Consider the following 15,513-nt stretch of genomic DNA (forward strand, 5'->3'; position numbering starts at 1 on the left):
TCTTCCGACGTTCTCACTTCACCCATCCTGATTCTGTACGGCGGTTCGGCGCGGACGGCTCAGTACGTCAGCACCGAGCCGGTGTGGACCTGGTCGATGGAGCGGTGCCCGATGACCTCGGTGGAACCGGCCGGGACGACCCGGGCCTGGGCACCGGCGTAGCCGTCCGGCTGGTAGAAGACGCCCCAGAGGGTCTGCCAGGGCCGCTCCTCGCCGGTGTCCGGGTCGACCATGGACTCGGTGCGCGGGACGACCCGCTCCTGCACCACGCAGCCTGCGGCCGCGCCCTCGGTGAGGGCCGTGCGCCAGGCGTCCTCGGCCGTCTCCCAGCCGGCGACGACGCCGTGCCCGCCGAAGAGGTTGTTGGGCTTGAGGATCAGGGTGTCGCGGCGGGCCATCAGGTCGTCCAGCCGGCCGGGGACCAGCAGGTCCTCGGCGCGCTGGAGGGACCTCGTCCAGGGCAGCGCGCGGTCGATGACCTGCCGCTCGGCGGCCGTGAAGCCGCTCGCGTAGTGCGGGTCGGAGAGCAGCGCCATGCAGCCCTTCTCGCCGAAGAGGTTGCTCTGCAGGGTGTGCCAGAGCAGCACCGTGCCCGCCTCGTGGGCCCGGAAGACCGGCTCCGCCAGCTCGACGAACGCCGGGTCCTCCAGCAGCTGGTCGGTGTCGAAGGCGCGCCACACCACGTCGATGACGTGGCCGTCCAGCACCAGTCGGCCGTCCTTCACCTGGAGGTCGTCGAGCTCGCCGAGGTGGAGGTCCAGGCCGAGGCCGCGCAGCACGCGGTGCACGTTGTACCAGGTGGCCGCGCCGAAGGTGTCCAGGCCGCCCGGGCCCTCGATGATCGCGACGACCGGCTCGCGGTCGCCCGCGACGGCCTTGGCGGCCTCCTTGATGGTGCGCACCGTCTCGCGGCCGGTGTGCACGTAACCGAGGCCGTGCTCCTTCGCGAAGGCCGCGAAGGCGTCGATCTCCAGCAGGCCGCGCGGCACCTCGCCGGCCCAGTCCCAGCCGCCGAGGTCGCTGCCGATGCCGAACTCCAGCAGCTTGAACGCGTCGCCGTCGTGGTAGACGTCGGCGCGGCCGAAGACCACCGGGGTCTGGTGCGCGTGGCGGCGCATCAGCTCGGCGCGGGCGCCGTGCACGCCGACGGCGTCGAGGAAGCGGTCCAGGTCGCCGTCGAAGAGCCGGTCGGGCAGCGTGGTGAGCATGCCCAGCAGGGCCATCAGGTCGTCGGCGAACGCGCGGATCTCGCGCTCCTCGACGAAGTTGGGCCGCGGCGGGTAGGGGCGCTTCCAGGTCGGGATCGCCGGGTTCGCCGCCAGCGTCCGCATGACGTCGACCAGGCCGTTGCCCGGGATCTTGCAGGCGGCGTTGTACGCCTCGGTCACGCGGTTGGTCATCGTCTGTTCTCCGTCATCACGTTCTCCGTACTCGCTTCCGTACTCGCGTCCCGCACGGCCGCCCACGGGCGCCGGCACCCCCGGTGCCGGCGCCCCTGGCCGCGGCCGCCCCCGTACCGACCCCCGTGCCGGTCACGGTCCGCTCAGAGGTCGAGCACCAGGTCGGTGACCGGCCGGGTGATGCAGAGCAGCACCTCGTCGTCCTCGGGGTCGACGCCCGGGTCGGTGTTGTAGCTGACGGTGCCGCGCTTGATCCGGACGGCACACGTCCCGCAGACCCCGGCCCAGCAGAGCGACTCGGGCTTCAGCCCGCCGCGCTGCGCGAACATCAGCAGCGCGGTGGAGGACGGCTCCCAGCGCAGCGTCCGGCCCGAGCGCTGGAACTCGATCTGGAGGTCGGCGATCCGGCCCAGGGTCTCCAGCGCGTCGTAGCCGCCGGCGGTGTCCCGGCGCAGCACGGTCGGCGACAGCTCGGTGAAGCCGAGCCCGGTGAACCACTCCCGGGCCTCCCCCGGCTCCACCCGGACCTCCGCCACCGGCTCGCCGCTGAGCATCAGCAGCACGGCGGCGACCAGGAGCCGGCCGAGGCCGATGCCGCGCCGGTCCGGCGCCACCGCCAGGTCGTACAGCTCGGCGCCCTCGTCGGTGCGGTGGACGCCGACGCAGGCGATCACCGTGCCGAGCTGCTCGATCAGGCAGAACTCCTCGATCCGCTCGGCGTGGAACGCCTCCGGCCGGACCGGCAGGGCGGCGCCCGCCGCCCCGGTCAGCTCGCGGACCGCCGCCAGGTGCGCGGGGCCGGCCCGGCGGATCTTCACCTCGTCGATGTCCGGCCCGCCCCGGGCGATCAGGATCCCGACCGGACTGGTGAGAGCAGAGGTCATCGGGCGTCCGGCCCCTCGTGCTCGACCACCAGCCGGTAGCGGTCCATCACGGCGAGCGCCGCGCGCCGCACGGCGGCGTGGTCGGTGCCGCGCAGCCGGAACCGGCCGCCGATGTGCTCGTACCCGCCGCTGCCGTCGAAGACGGTGCCGACGTCGGGGACGACCTCCGCGTACACCTCGTCGACGGTGCCCAGCAGCGAGCTGCGGGACACCACCGTGCTGGGGTACGGCCGCGGTTCGGGGATGCTGACCCAGCCGCCGGCCACCCCGTCGGGCAGCGCCTCGGCGGGCACCGCGGGCGGCAGACCGATGGTGGCCCGGAACGCCTCGGCGAAGAGGTCGATGCCGAACAGGTCGCGGTGCACGAAGGGCACCTCCGCGCCGCCCGGGCGCAGACCGACCTCCAGGAAGACCAGCTCGCCGCCGGGCGTGTCGAAGAGCTCCAGGTGGAAGGGGCCGTCGAGGAGGTCCAGCGCGTCCAGGCAGCCGCCGGTGAACTCGGTGACCCGGTCCAGCCGGGCGCCGGGGTCGAGCAGGACCGACCCGAGCGGCGTGCCGGTCAGGAAGTCCAGGCAGGTGTTGATGTACTCCGACGCGCTGACGAAGTGGAACTTGCCGTCCCGGCGGATCCCGTCCACGTGCAGGATCGCGCCCTCGACGTACTCCTCGCACTCGAAGCCTTCGAGCTCCGCGCCCTGCTCGACCAGCAGCGCGGCCAGCTCGGCCTCGTCGCGGACCAGCACCACACCGCGCGCCGACCAGCCGGCCCGGGGCTTGAGGATCAGCGGCAGCCCGACCTCGGCGGCGATCCCGGCGGCGGTGCTGCCCGCGTCCAGCCGGCAGAACCGCGGCACCCGCAGGCCCGCGCCGCCGACGAGGTCCTTCATCCGGGCCTTGTCGCGGAAGGCCGTCACGAACTCCGGCCGCCAGCCCGGGACTCCGAGCTCCTCCCGCAGCTGCGCGGTGGAGAGCACGTCGTACTCCGAGGGGCCCACGATCGCGTCGAAGCCGCCGTGCAGCTCGGCGAGGCGGCGGGCGATCGGCAGCAGCGTCCCGATCTCCAGGTCGTCGACCACGACGAGGTCGAGGGCGCTCTCCTCGTCCAGGATCGGCAGGCCGCACGGCAGCGTGATGTACGCCAGCCGGCAGCTGCCCGGCTCGACGAACCGGTGGTACTCGCCGAACTCGTCGTCGAACCGGTTGACGACCAGGTACTGGGGGATCTCTCGACTAGACAAAGCGCACCTCGTCCCGGACGGCGTGCCAGCGCGTCGCGGCGTCCTCGTACGACTCGGCCTTGTAGACCACATGGCCGAGGAAGCAGCGGAAGTCCTCGGCCGGCGGGATCGGCTCCCCCGGCCGGACGTAGAGCTTCACCTCCAGGGTGTCCGGGTGGTCGCGCAACTCGTCCAGCCCCTCGATGTGCTGGTACCGCGTCAGCCCGTAGGCGGTGAAGCAGGCGATGCCCACGTACTTGGCGGTCGGCGCCGACTCGGCGCCGACCTCCTCGGCGGTCAGACCGGTGTAGCCGGCGAGCATGATCCGCACCTGGGAGATCCCGGTGACGGCCTCCACCAGGTTCGGGATGCGGTGGCCGGCCAGCCGGGCGCCGAGCTCGATCAGGACCGGCTCCCCCGCCGGCAGCCGCAGCTCGCAGTGGAACGGTCCCCGGGTCACGCCGAGCGCCTCGCAGACGCCGGCGACGTACGCGTCGATGGCCGCCCGGGCCTCCGGGGCCGCCGGGTGCGGCATGATCTGGCCGAGCTCCACGAAGTAGGGCTCCGGGCCGAGCATCTTGGTGGTGACCGCCAGGACGACGGCGCGGCCGTTCTCGACGTACCCCTCGACGCTGACCTCGGGTCCGTCCAGGTACTCCTCCAGCAGCACCGGGCCGTCCAGCACCCGGCCGAGGTCGGTGCGGTGGTCGGCGCGCAGGCTGCGGAAGGCGGCGAGGAGCTGCTCGGGCGAGTCGACGCGGCTGACGTGGATGCTGCCCGCGGACTCGGTGGGCTTGAGGACCGCCGGGTAGCCGACGTGGGCCGCGGCGGCGAGCAGCTCCCGCTCGTCGGTGGCCTCGGCGTGCCGGGGCACCCGCAGCCCGGCCGCCTCGACCAGGCGGCGCATGGTGGCCTTGTTGCGCAGCCCGCGCGCGGTGTCGGCCCGCAGGCCGGGCAGGCCCAGGGCCGGCGCCAGCCGCGCCACGGTGTCCACGTAGAACTCGAAGCCCGGCACGATGCCCGCCAGCGGGCGCTCGGCGTGGAGCGCGGCGGCGGCCTCGGCCAGCGCCTGCTCGTCGTTGGTGTCCACCACGACCAGGCGGTCGACGTGGGTGCGGGCCGCGTCCGGGAGGCGCCGGTCGTCGACGTCCGCCGACGCCACGACGGTCTCGAAACCGAGCGCGTGCGCCTCCGCGAGCAGGGCGACCCCTGACGAACTCGGCTCGACGATCAGGACGCGCCCGCGCGAGGCGGGCAGTTGTTCAGACATCAGTGTTCAACCCTCACGGACGGGTGCGCGACATGATCAGGGGCGGCCGGCACGGGCGCGGCGGGAGGCCGCGCCCGTGCCGTTCTCACTCAGACCCCGGCGGGCTGCTTGCTGCCCACGGTCAGCTCGTAGAGCTCGGCGAAGTAGTCGCCGATGAGCTCCACGAAGGTCGTGAGGTCCTGGTACGCCTGCTTCGGGGTGCCGAACACCTCGACCGCGCGGGCGACCGTGCGGAACATCAGCTCGTCGTGGTCGTGCGACTCGTCGAACTCGATGTGGGTCGCGGTGCCCGCGACGAACTCGCGGCCGAAGTCCTCGGCGGCCTTGTTCGTGATGATCGGGTTGTAGCGGTCGGAGTACCACTCGACCAGCCAGTCCCAGACCGTCGTGGGCGCCGGGCCGCGCGAGTCGGCCTCAAGACGCAGGTAACCCATCAGCTTCTTGGTCGACGGGAAGACATCGGTGGCGTCGATGTCCTCCTGGGTGAGGCCGAACTTGAAGAGGTCACGGGTGAACATGCTCTCGTGGCCGAACTCCTCCGCCAGGTACTTGGCGAGGTGGGCGGCGAGGGTGTCGTCCTTCGAACCGACCTTGAAGAGGGCGTAGGTGTCGACCTCGTTGTTCAGCCGGATGCGAAGCACGGTCTCGGTGATGTGACGGATGTAGAAGTCCCGGTCCGTCCACTCGCCGGCGTGCAGCTCGCGCATCTTGGGGACGCGCTGGAACTGCTTCTCGATCAGCTCGGCCGCGAGGTTTTCGAGCTTCTCGCGGTCCAGGGTTTCCGCTGCCACTTGTTTTCCTCCTAGTACCAATGCGCTGCCATGCCAGGGAGACGCCACATACTGCTCCGAATGTGCGGCTCAATGGCGCATTCCCCGTCGATAAGGACGCTAGCAACCGGCGCGGTGGTCGGACAGTGCCAATTCACCATGCTTGGCACCATGGCCCCGCCGGGTGCCAGGACGCGAAAAGGCCGGTGGCCGGCTCGACGGATCGAGCCGGCCACCGGCCGGGAAATTACCGGGGGTCCGGAGAAACCACCCGCGGGAGAAATCGGGCGGCGCCCGGAGAAACCGTGCGCGAATGGCGCGGGGCCGCCGCGGCCCGGCCGGAGATCATCCGGCCGGGGAATGCGGGGAAAGCGGAGGTCAGACGGTGGCGGGGGCCGCCGCGGGCTCGTCCTCCGGCGCCGTCGGGAGCTCCCGCATCGAGCGCAGCGGCGAGACCACCACCGGCAGGACGGCGAAGAGCTCGCCGACCACGCCCACCCACATCGCCGCCCGGACTCCGTACTTCTCGGCCAGCACACCGGCCAGCAGGGCGCCGATCGGCACCACGCCCCAGACCATGAAGCGGATCGTGGCGTTCATCCGGGCCATCAGGTGCTTGGGCGTCACCCGCTGCCGGAAGCTGACCTGGGTGACGTTGTAGATGATGAACGGGATCCAGCCCAGGCCGTGCAGCACGATGCCGAGCGCGAGCCGCCAGTCGTCCTGGTACAGCGGGAGGGCGAGGAACCAGCAGACCGTGCTGGCCACCATGCAGATCCAGATGGCCGGCCCCTGGCCCAGCCGGGCGACCACCCGCTCCGCCAGGACCGCGCCGGCGATGCCGCCCGCCGCCGCGGCGCTGAACACCAGGCCGACCAGCAGCGCCGACAGGTGCAGGGTGTCCGCCAGCAGGACGACCAGCAGCGAGATGCCGATGGTGCCCCACAGGTTGGAGATCGTCGCGGTGGCGGCGATCGGCCGCAGGATCGGGTGGCCGAGCACGAAGCGCAGGCCCTCGCCCATCTCCTTGCGCAGGTTGCTGTCCGGGCGGGGCTCGGCGCGCCGCTCGGGCCGGCGGATCCTGGTCAGGAAGAACGCGGAGCCCAGGAAGCTGACCGAGTTGATCGCGATGGCCAGCGGCGCGCTGAGCACGTTGATGACCGCGCCGGCCAGCCCGGGCCCGCCGACCTCGGCCACCTTGCGGGTCGCTTCGAGCTTGGCGTTCCCCTCGACCAGCTGCTCGTCGGCCACCAGCGACGGCAGCACGCTCTGGTAGGCCACGTCGAAGAAGAGGGTGAGCACCGAGGTGCCGAACGTGACGGCGTAGAGCTGCGTCAGCGTGAGCGCGTCGAAGGCGTGGGCGACCGGAATGGAGCCGAGCAGAATCGCGCGGCCCACATCGCCCACGATCATCACCCGGCGGTGCCGCATTCGGTCGACCCAGGCCCCGGCCGGAAGGCCGAGCAGCAGGAATGCGAGGTACTGGAACATCGTGAGCAGTGTCACCTGGAAAGGCGTGGCGTCCAGCTCTTTGATCGCCAGATACGGCAGGGCCAGCAGCGTGACCGCCGAGCCGATCTGGCTGATGGACTGGCCGGCCCAGAGTTGCCGGAAATCGTGGTGGGAAATCAGGCTCTTTTTGGGCGCCGGGCTCGATTGGGACACCAGAGGAGCATGCTGCGCGGCCGGTCGGTCTGTCAACGCGATACCGCCCGGAACTACGCCTGCTGCAAGAGGGCCGTCCCCAGGTCACTGACCGTGTAATTCACCTCGCGCCGGTACCGGTGGCTGGTGACCAGTCCGGCGTCGCGCAGCACCGCGAGGTGCTGGGAGACCGCCCCCAGGCTGAGCCCGGTACGGGCGGCCAGCTGGGTGGTGGTGGCCGGCGAGGCGGTGCAGGCCAGCAGCTGGGCCCGGCTGCGGCCGAGCAGCCGGGCCAGACCGTCGCCGGCGCTCTCCCGGCGCTCCCAGAGCACCCCGAGCGCCCGGGAGGGGTAGACCGCGCCGGGCGGGGTGGCCCGACGGGCGGTCAGCAGGTGGCAGCGGCCCGCGAAGGCGCTGGGGGTGAGGGTGATGCCCGCGCCGCCGAGGTCGAGCCCGGCGGCCGGGAGGTCCGGCGAGACCAGGCGGTCGCCGACCCAGTGCAGGCTCGGGTGGAGGCCGCCCAGCACCTGCTGGATGCCGTCCTCGGCGAGCTGGCGGGTGCGGTGGGCGATGTCCGCCTCCAGGACGGCGCGGATCCGCGGCCAGTGCGGCTTCACGGCCGCCAGCCACCAGGCGTGCACGGCCTCGGCCAGCTCGGGCAGGGCCCGCTCCGGGTCCTCGGCCAGCAGCCGCTCGAACGGCGGGGTGGGCCGGCCCGGGCGGGCCGCGTCGAGGCCGGCCCGGACCTCCTCCGCGGGGGTGGCCAGCATGATCGCCAGCTCCTCCTCGATCTCGGCCAGCGGGCAGCGCGGCGACGGGGTCAGGAAGGCAGGCCCGTGGTCGCGCCTCGGCAGCAAGGCGGAGAGCGCCGCCGTGCGAACGACCAGCGAGCGGTCCTGCCGCAGCGCCAGCGCCCTTCTGATCCACGGCAGATGGACCACGTGCCGGCCCGGGTCGGCGACCGCCCGGAGGCTGGCGACCGTCTCCCAGAGCGGCGAGATCGCGAACCTGATGTTGACGATGTCGTGCACGCCGAACCGCAGTTCACCCATGGCCTCGTCCTCCGCCCGCCCCTGCGAGGTTTTCGCCCAGACTAAAACAATGGCCGTTCCGGCTCCAGGGTGGTGGTGTTGGCCGCCATGACGCCGCCTCGCACCAGTCTCCTCCGCCATACCGACTTCCGTCGGTTCTGGGCGGCCGACTCGGTGAGCCAGGCGGGCACCGCCGTCACGCTCATCGCCCTGCCACTCGTCGCGATCGGCACGCTGAAGGCCACGCCCTTCCAGGCGGGCCTGCTGGTGACCTTCGAGTACCTGGCCTTCCTGCTCATCGGCCTGCCGGCCGGCGCCTGGGTGGACCGGGTGCGCCGGCGCCGGGTGATGGTCGTCGGCGACCTCGGCCGGGCCGCCCTGCTCGCCTCCGTCCCGATCGCCTCCTGGCTGGACTGCCTGACGCTCCTCCAGCTGTACGGGGTGGCCTTCGGGATGTCGGTCTGCACCGCGTTCTTCGACGCGGCGCACGGCAGCTACCTGCCGCACCTCGTGGAGGACGACCAGTTGGTGGAGGCCAACGTCAAGATCGAGGCCAGCCGCAGCACCATCCAGGTCGGCGGGCCGGGCGCGGGCGGGGTGCTGGTCGGCGCGCTGACCGCACCGGTCGCGATCGTGGTCGACGCGGTGAGCTTCGTCCTCTCGGCGCTCTTCGTGGGCCGGATCAAGCGGCCCGAGGAGCGGCCCGAGATCCACCCGGACGCCAGCCTGCGGGCCGAGATCGGCGAGGGGCTGCGGTTCGTCTTCGGCGACCGGCTGCTGCGCTCGATCACGCTGACCGCGGCGATCTCCAACATGTGCGGCACCATCGGTGCCTCGATGCTGCTGGTGCTGCTGGCCGGTGAGCTCCACCTGTCGCCGTTCCTGTGCGGCCTGGTGTTCACCGCGGAGGCCGTCGGCGGCCTGATCGGGAGCCTGGTCACGGTGCGGATCGTGACCAGGTTCGGCCAGGGGCCGGCGATGTGCGCGGCGATGATCACCAGCGCGGTGCTCTGGCTGCTGGCGCTGCCGATGTACCAGGCCGACTGGCGGTTCGCGGTCGCCCTGGCGCTCCAGGCGCTGGGCTGGGTGGTCTTCATGACCTTCAAGATCACCGGGGTGGCGTTCCGCCAGCAGCTCTGCCCGAAGCCGCTGCTGGGCCGGATGACCGCGACGGTGCGCTTCCTGGTCTGGGGGGCGATGCCGCTGGGCGCGCTGATCGGCGGGGTGCTGGGCCAGAGCATCGGCGTCCGCCAGGCGATGTGGGTCGGCGTGATCGGCGAGCTCTTCGCCGTCCTGCCGGTCCTCCTCTCGCCGCTGCGGCGGATGCGCGAACTGCCGGTCGCACCCGCGCCGGCGGGCGGGGCGCCGCTGGCGCTGGCCCCGTGACGCCGGCCCGCCGGCATCAGGCCGCCGCCTGCGTCCGCCGGCTCCCCCGGCCGGTCAGCTGGACCTCCCGCCAGGCCTCCGCGAGTCGCTCGCAGCCCGCGACCAGCGTCCGCTCGTCGGCGACGAAGGGGATCCGGATATGGCTCTCCAGCGTGCCGTCCACGCCGAACCGGCCGCCGGAGAGGATCTCCAGCCCGCGCCGGCCCGCCGCCTGCGCCAGCGGCGAGCCCAGCCTGGCACCGAGGTCCACCCAGAGCGAGAGCCCGCCGTGCGGCAGCGTGAACCGCCAGTCGGGGAAGTCCCGCGCCAGCAGGTCGACCAGCACCCGGCGGCGCTCCAGCAGCAGCTCCCGCCGCTCCCGCAGCAGGCCGGCGCCGGCCTCCAGCACCCGCAGCGCGATGAGCTGGGTGAGCAGCGAGTTGCCGGTGTCGACGAGGTTGCGCAGCCCGATCAGCCGGGCGATCACCGACTTGGAGGCGCGGATCCAGCCGACCCGCAGGCCGGCCCAGCAGGTCTTGCTCATGGTGCCGATGGTGATGACGTGATCGGGCGTCGACCAGGCGGCCATCGGCGGCGGAAGCTCGCCGCCGTCGAGCGCGAGTTCGCGCAGCGCCTCGTCCACCACCAGGTACGTCCCGGAGCCGCGCGAGGCGTCGACGATCGCGGACCGCGCGGAGTCCGGCATCACCAGGCCGGTCGGGTTGTGGAAGTCCGGCATCAGGTAGGCCAGCCGCGGCGCCTCCTGGCGCAGCGCGGACTTCCAGACGTCGGTGTTCCAGCCGTCGGCGCCGAGACCCACGGTCAGCAGCCGGCGGCCCAGCGCCCTGGTCAGGTCGAGCACGTTGGGGTACGTCGGGCTGTCGGTCATCACCGCCTCGCCCGGGCGCGACAGCAGGCGGATGAGCAGGCCGAGCGCGTGGTCGGCGCCGGCCGTCACCAGGATCTGGCCGGGGTCGGTCGGCGCACCCCGGCGGGTGAAGTCCTCGGCGATCGTCCGGCGCAGGTCGGCCACCCCCGCCACGTCGTAGCCGAGCAGGTGGGAGTAGCGGCCGAGGTCACCGGCGGCCAGCCGGGTCGCGGTGCCGAGGACGGCCTCCGGCGCGGGCAGCGAGGCCACCGCCAGGTCGATCGACCCGGCGCTGCGGGCCGCCAGCGAGTACGGGGCCCGCGTCCGCCGGCCGGGCTCCGGCAGCCGGACGAACGAGCCCGCCCCGCGGTCGCTCGCCAGGAAGCCCCGCTCACGCAGGATCCGGTACGCGGCGGTGACGGTGTTGCGGCTGAGCCCGCACTGGACGGCGAAGGTCCGCTCGGCCGGGAGCCGGGCGCCGGCCGGCAGCCGGCCGTCGGAGATCAGCACCTGGAAGGCCTCCGCGAGGTCCGCGTAGGCCGGGCCGGCCGCTCTCCACTCGCCGAGCATCCGCACGACCTGGGAGGCCGTCAGCGCGTAGCTCAACGCGCCGACGGACCGGCGGAGGCGAGGTCCGCTTCGGTCCCGCTGAAGGGGGAGTTCAGCCGGACGCCCACCGAGCAGGGCACCGGACCGGTCCGGGCGGCGGTGGCGTTGGTCAGCATCTCGCCCAGCTGCCGGGCGTTCTCCTCGGTGAGGATGAACTCGATGCGGTCGCACCGCTCGGAGTTCCGGCCGTGCCGGCCGACCAGGACGTGGAGGGAGACGTTGCCCTCCGCGTCGAGCGTGGCCGTGACCGTCCCGTCGACCACTCCGGGGATCACGTCGCTGAACTGGCCCGAATCAATCTGAGGTGTCGTCATCATTGGCTTCCTCTCATCGGTGTGGCGGCACGCGCCGGGGCGCGTCGGGGCGGTCGTCGGCTCAGGCCGGACCGGACTGCGGGAAGTCGGAGGAGTGCTCCGGGGCCAGCTGGGCGCCGGGCCGCAGCGCCACGGCCGCGTGGTTCACGGCGGTGGCGGCCTCGCCGAACCCGACCGAGATCAGCGGGACCCGGCCCTCGTAGGTGCAGCCGTCACCGACCGCGTAGACCTGCGGCAGGCTGGTCCGCATCGCCGGGTCGACCAGGATCTGGCGGTTCTCCAGCTTCAGGCCCCAGTCGGCGATCGGGCCCAGCTGGGAGGAGAAGCCGAGCGCGGCGACCAGCGCCTGGGCGGGCAGCTCCAGTTCGCCCTCGGCCCCCCGGACGGTGACGCCTTCCAGCCGGTCCGCGCCGTGGCAGGCGGTGACCTGGGCGTCGGTGACGACCCGGACCGGGGCGGCGTACAGCTGCTTCACGCTGTGCTCGTGGGCCCGGAAGCTGCCGCGCCGGTGGACGACGGTGACCGACCGGGCGATCGGGGCCAGTGCCAGCGCCCAGTCCACCGCGCTGTCGCCGCCGCCGACGATCACCACGTCACGGTCGCGGTGCTCCTCCAGCCGGGGCACGTGGTAGGCGACGCCCCGGCCCTCGAAGGGCAGCGAGCACGGCAGGGTGCGGGGCACCACGCGGCCGATGCCGGCCGAGATCACCACCGCCCCGGCGAGGACCCGGCTGCCCGCGTCGGTGGTGATCTCCCACCCGGCGCCGTTCGGCGTGAGGGTGGTGGCGGTCTGCCCGAGCAGGTAGCGGGGGTCGAAGGTCGCCGCCTGCTCCAGCAGGTTGTCGACCAACTCCCTCCCCTTGACCGCGACATGGCCGGCCACGTCGTACAGCCGCTTCTCGGGGTACAGCGCGGCGACCTGGCCGCCCGGCTGCTCCAGCGCGTCGATGACCGCGCTGGTCAGGCCGCGGAAGCCGGCGTAGTAGGCGCCGTACAGGCCCGCGGGGCCGGCTCCGACGATGGCGATGTCGACAGTGGACTCGGTGGCTGGCGCCACGGCCGTCTCCTTTGGTGTTCGGAAGCAGGGATGGTCGCGGTCCGGCCGGCCAGGGCGCCGGCCCGGGATCCGGGGCCGGCGGTGCCGGCGCGCTGCGGGCGCCGGGCACGGGAGAAGGCGGGACGGACGCGCGGAGAGCCACCACGCCGGTGGCTCTCGTCGCACTCACGGCAGCAGCGCGTCGATCCTCGCAACGCCCCTGATCGAGCGTCAAGAAGCCTTGGGTCGGCCGTCGTCCGGGACGTCGGCGCGCTGGGCGAGCTCCTCGGCGAAGCGGCTCCACTCGCGCGCGAAGCTGCTCGCCAGGTCGGCCACGGCGGCGGCGCAGTGCGGCGGCACGGCGGCGATCAGCTCCTGACCGGTCCGCGCGTCGAAGTCGTGGGTGCCCAGCCAGCGCAGCAGCAGCCGGCCGGATTCGGTGAACCGCAGCGACGGGTCCTTGGCGAGCCGCTCCAGGATGCCCGACCGGTCGGCCGGCTCCGGGGTCCGGGACCGCTGGGCGGTCCGGGCCGGGAGGGCGCGGCGGTCCTGCCGCGGGACCCGGCCGGCCAGCCGGAGCGGGTCCTCGCCCTGCCGCAGCAGCCGGCGCACCTCGTGCGCGGTGCTGGACGAGATGCCGACGGCCTGCGAGATCTCCCGCAGGGTCGCCTCGGGCCGCTCGGTCAGCAGCGCGACCGCGGCCCGGCGCCCCTCGACCGGATCCACCGGACGGATCCGCCCGTCCTGGCCGACCCGGGCGCTCGACTGAGGATTTTCCTCGCTCGACCGGCGCCGGATCGCCCCCACGGTCTTCGGCGACAGCCCGGTGGTGCGGGCGATCGCCCGGTCCGACCAGCCCGGGTGGGTGGCGAGGATCCGGGTGGCCGCCGCCCGGCGGTCCCCCAGGGTCAGCGGGAGGCCGTGCGCCACGTTGGCCTCCACCGAGCGGATGAAGATCTCCTCCTCCGGCCCGTCCAGGTACCGCACCCTGATCTGGCGCTCGCCGCGCATGGCGGCGGCGCGCAACCGGTGCATGCCGTCGACCACCCGCCGGGTGGCCCGGTGCACCAGGATCGGGTCGAAGGCCGTCCCACTCTGCGCAAGCGTCTCGACATGTCCGCTGTCCTCGCCCGCGAGCCGCGGCGAGTCGGCCGGCCTCAACTCCGCGATCGGCACGCTGTTGACCTCGGACGTGACAGCCCCCGTCACTGCCACCACCCCCTTCTCCGCTACAGCCTCATAAGACAGCACCCTTCGATCGCTTGCCAAGTTTGTCAATCTCTTTGGCAGATGCTTGTCAAATAACCCCAGGTGGGCTACGTTGCCGCTGCGGAGTGATCGGGGGGAAGCCGGCCCGTACCGCCGCCAGGATTCACTGCTGAACAACCCTAGGGAAAGCACGATGAACACACTCCGCCGCACGCTCGCGCTCACCGGACTGGCGGTGGTCCTCGCATTCGGCGCCGCCCAGAGCATCCATGCCCTGACGGCCCACTCGGGCTCCGCCACCACGGCCGGGAAGGACATCACGATCGTCGTACCGGACGGCAAGGAGGGCGACATCGAGTGGCCGTGAGCCGCTCCGACCAGCCCTGATCCCACTGCGCGCGGGCCCCGGTTGACAGAATTGCCGGGGCCCCGGTGCGGGCTTGACAAATGACGGTGGCGCTGTGGCAGTGTCGTCGCCATGCTCCAGACGTCCCTCCAAACCCTGCCACAGCCCTACTTCGGCATCCGGCTACGGACGATCCGGCAGAACCGAGGCATCTCGCAGGCCCAGCTGACAGGGCCCGGCATGTCCGCCGCCTACCTCTCCCGTCTGGAGTCGGGCAGCCGCCCGCCGACCGACCGCGCGGTGGCCTACCTCTGCGACAAGCTGGACCTGCCGCTCTCGTCGTTCCAGGCCGAACCGACCGACCGCACCGCCGAGACGCTCGCCATGGTGGTCTCCGGGAGCGACGCCGAGGACGCCACCCGGATGCTGCTGGACACCGTGCAGCAGGGCGTCCCGACCCACCCCGCGCTGCGCTGGCAGTCCCTCTGGATGCTGGCCGAGAACCAGCGCAAGAGCGGCGCCCGCCAGGACCAGCAGCGCACCCTGCAGTCGCTCACCGAGCTGAGCGACCAGATCGAACACCCGCATCTGCAGGTCAGAGCCAGGGTCCAGCTCGCCCGATGTCAGAGGTCCACCGGCGACGTCCCCGCCGCCCACCGGATGGCCACCGAGGCCTACGCACTCGCCACCGAGCACCAGCTCTCCCGCAGCGACCTGACCCGCACCCTGCTCGTCCTGATCTCCGTCGAGGCCGAGACCGGCCGGCTGGTCGAGGCCCTTGACCACACCGACCAGGTGCTCCGGCTCGTCGACGAACTCCCGGTCACCCTGCGCGCCGAGACGTTCTGGACGGCCGGCAGCATCCGGATCCGCCAGGGCCGGCACGCCGAGGCCGCCGCCCTGCTGGAACAGGCCATGGACCTGCTGGGCGCCGGCAACGAGGAACTCGTGCTCTGGATGCGGCTGAGACTCGCCGCCGCCTCGCTCTACCTGCGGATGGACCCGCGCCGCACCGACCAGGCCGAACGCCGGCTCCGCGAGGCCGCCCCGGCCGTCGAGCTGCTGAACCTGCCGGTCCACCAGCAGGAGTTCCTCACCCTCCGGGCCCACCTGGCCTTCCACCAGGACGACCACCCGGCCGCCCGGGAGCTCTGCGAACGGCTCGGCGACCACCCCGAGCACCTGTCCTTTCGGGACCGCGTCCGGCACCTCATGCTGCGCAACCAGCTGCGCATCCTGAACGGTGAGCGCGACGCCGCCATCCGGGAACTCGAACAACTCGCCCAACAGGCCCAGGAAGCGGCCAACATCGACCTCGCCTCCGAGGTCTGGCGCTCCCTCGCCGTCACGCTGGCCCAGGCCGAACGCCCCGCCTGAGCCGACCGGTCCGCCTTCCGGTCACCGTCGGTCACGATCCGACCCACCGGTGGAGTACGGACCCCGCTCGAACGTCGCGACGCGATGTGCCGGCGGCCGGAGAACCCGGCTCAGCACTCGCGCACCGCGCGCCCTCGGTGGCCCCCGTGCCGACCCCGCCGGCCGCCACCCGC

Annotated in this window: 14 protein-coding genes; 3 read left to right on the plus strand and 11 right to left on the minus strand. The window is 72.8% G+C overall.

Features of this window, described 5'->3' with window-relative positions:
* Positions 1-59: 59 nt before the first annotated feature.
* From ABZ495_RS07445 to ABZ495_RS07475, 7 genes are all read right to left on the minus strand, one after another.
* Positions 60-1,400 (minus strand): hypothetical protein, encoded by a 1,341-nt coding sequence (locus tag ABZ495_RS07445; protein WP_359834864.1) that lies wholly within the window; start codon positions 1,398-1,400, stop codon positions 60-62.
* A gap of 143 nt (positions 1,401-1,543) precedes the next feature.
* A complete protein-coding gene (locus tag ABZ495_RS07450) occupies positions 1,544-2,284 on the minus strand; it encodes a GNAT family N-acetyltransferase (RefSeq protein WP_359805098.1) in 741 nt (246 codons plus the stop codon).
* Positions 2,281-3,522 (minus strand): ATP-grasp domain-containing protein, encoded by a 1,242-nt coding sequence (locus ABZ495_RS07455; protein WP_359805099.1) that lies wholly within the window; start codon positions 3,520-3,522, stop codon positions 2,281-2,283. Before ABZ495_RS07455 ends, ABZ495_RS07450 begins: the two co-directional genes overlap by 4 nt.
* Entirely contained in the window at positions 3,515-4,771 is a 1,257-nt protein-coding gene (locus tag ABZ495_RS07460) for an ATP-grasp domain-containing protein (protein WP_359834866.1), read from the minus strand. The genes ABZ495_RS07455 and ABZ495_RS07460 overlap by 8 nt, the downstream gene beginning before the upstream one ends.
* An 89-nt stretch (positions 4,772-4,860) precedes the next feature.
* Entirely contained in the window at positions 4,861-5,562 is a 702-nt protein-coding gene (locus ABZ495_RS07465) for a hypothetical protein (RefSeq protein WP_352286218.1), read from the minus strand.
* Positions 5,563-5,919: 357 nt separating this feature from the next.
* Positions 5,920-7,206, minus strand: a complete 1,287-nt coding sequence (locus ABZ495_RS07470; RefSeq protein WP_352286217.1) for an MFS transporter — start codon at positions 7,204-7,206, stop codon at positions 5,920-5,922.
* Between the two features lie 53 nt (positions 7,207-7,259).
* Positions 7,260-8,237 (minus strand): DUF5937 family protein, encoded by a 978-nt coding sequence (locus ABZ495_RS07475; protein WP_359834868.1) that lies wholly within the window; start codon positions 8,235-8,237, stop codon positions 7,260-7,262.
* 87 nt (positions 8,238-8,324) lie between these two features.
* Between ABZ495_RS07475 and ABZ495_RS07480 the strand changes: the two genes are divergently transcribed.
* Complete coding sequence (locus ABZ495_RS07480) at positions 8,325-9,602, plus strand: MFS transporter (protein ID WP_359805103.1); 1,278 nt, start codon at positions 8,325-8,327, stop codon at positions 9,600-9,602.
* Between the two features lie 16 nt (positions 9,603-9,618).
* Here ABZ495_RS07480 and ABZ495_RS07485 read toward each other — a convergent pair whose 3' ends face one another.
* From ABZ495_RS07485 to ABZ495_RS07500, 4 genes are all read right to left on the minus strand, one after another.
* Positions 9,619-11,055 carry a PLP-dependent aminotransferase family protein gene (locus tag ABZ495_RS07485; protein ID WP_359805105.1) on the minus strand — a complete coding sequence of 479 codons (1,437 nt, stop codon included), beginning with the start codon at positions 11,053-11,055 and terminating at the stop codon, positions 9,619-9,621.
* The gene (locus ABZ495_RS07490) at positions 11,052-11,372 is read right to left on the minus strand and encodes a hypothetical protein (RefSeq protein WP_329488280.1); all 321 of its coding nucleotides are present in this window, start codon (positions 11,370-11,372) and stop codon (positions 11,052-11,054) included. The genes ABZ495_RS07485 and ABZ495_RS07490 overlap by 4 nt, the downstream gene beginning before the upstream one ends.
* A 61-nt stretch (positions 11,373-11,433) precedes the next feature.
* A complete protein-coding gene (locus ABZ495_RS07495; RefSeq protein WP_329488281.1) occupies positions 11,434-12,429 on the minus strand; it encodes an NAD(P)/FAD-dependent oxidoreductase in 996 nt (331 codons plus the stop codon).
* A gap of 210 nt (positions 12,430-12,639) precedes the next feature.
* Positions 12,640-13,617 carry a ParB N-terminal domain-containing protein gene (locus ABZ495_RS07500; RefSeq protein ID WP_359834870.1) on the minus strand — a complete coding sequence of 326 codons (978 nt, stop codon included), beginning with the start codon at positions 13,615-13,617 and terminating at the stop codon, positions 12,640-12,642.
* 193 nt (positions 13,618-13,810) lie between these two features.
* Here ABZ495_RS07500 and ABZ495_RS07505 point away from each other — a divergent pair, with 193 nt between their 5' ends.
* Positions 13,811-13,984 (plus strand): hypothetical protein, encoded by a 174-nt coding sequence (locus ABZ495_RS07505; RefSeq protein ID WP_329488283.1) that lies wholly within the window; start codon positions 13,811-13,813, stop codon positions 13,982-13,984.
* 111 nt (positions 13,985-14,095) lie between these two features.
* Positions 14,096-15,340 (plus strand): helix-turn-helix domain-containing protein, encoded by a 1,245-nt coding sequence (locus ABZ495_RS07510; RefSeq protein ID WP_359834872.1) that lies wholly within the window; start codon positions 14,096-14,098, stop codon positions 15,338-15,340.
* Positions 15,341-15,513: the final 173 nt, after the last annotated feature.

Origin of the sequence: Kitasatospora sp. NPDC005748, assembly GCF_040630735.1 — a bacterium.
Lineage (GTDB): Bacteria > Actinomycetota > Actinomycetes > Streptomycetales > Streptomycetaceae > Kitasatospora.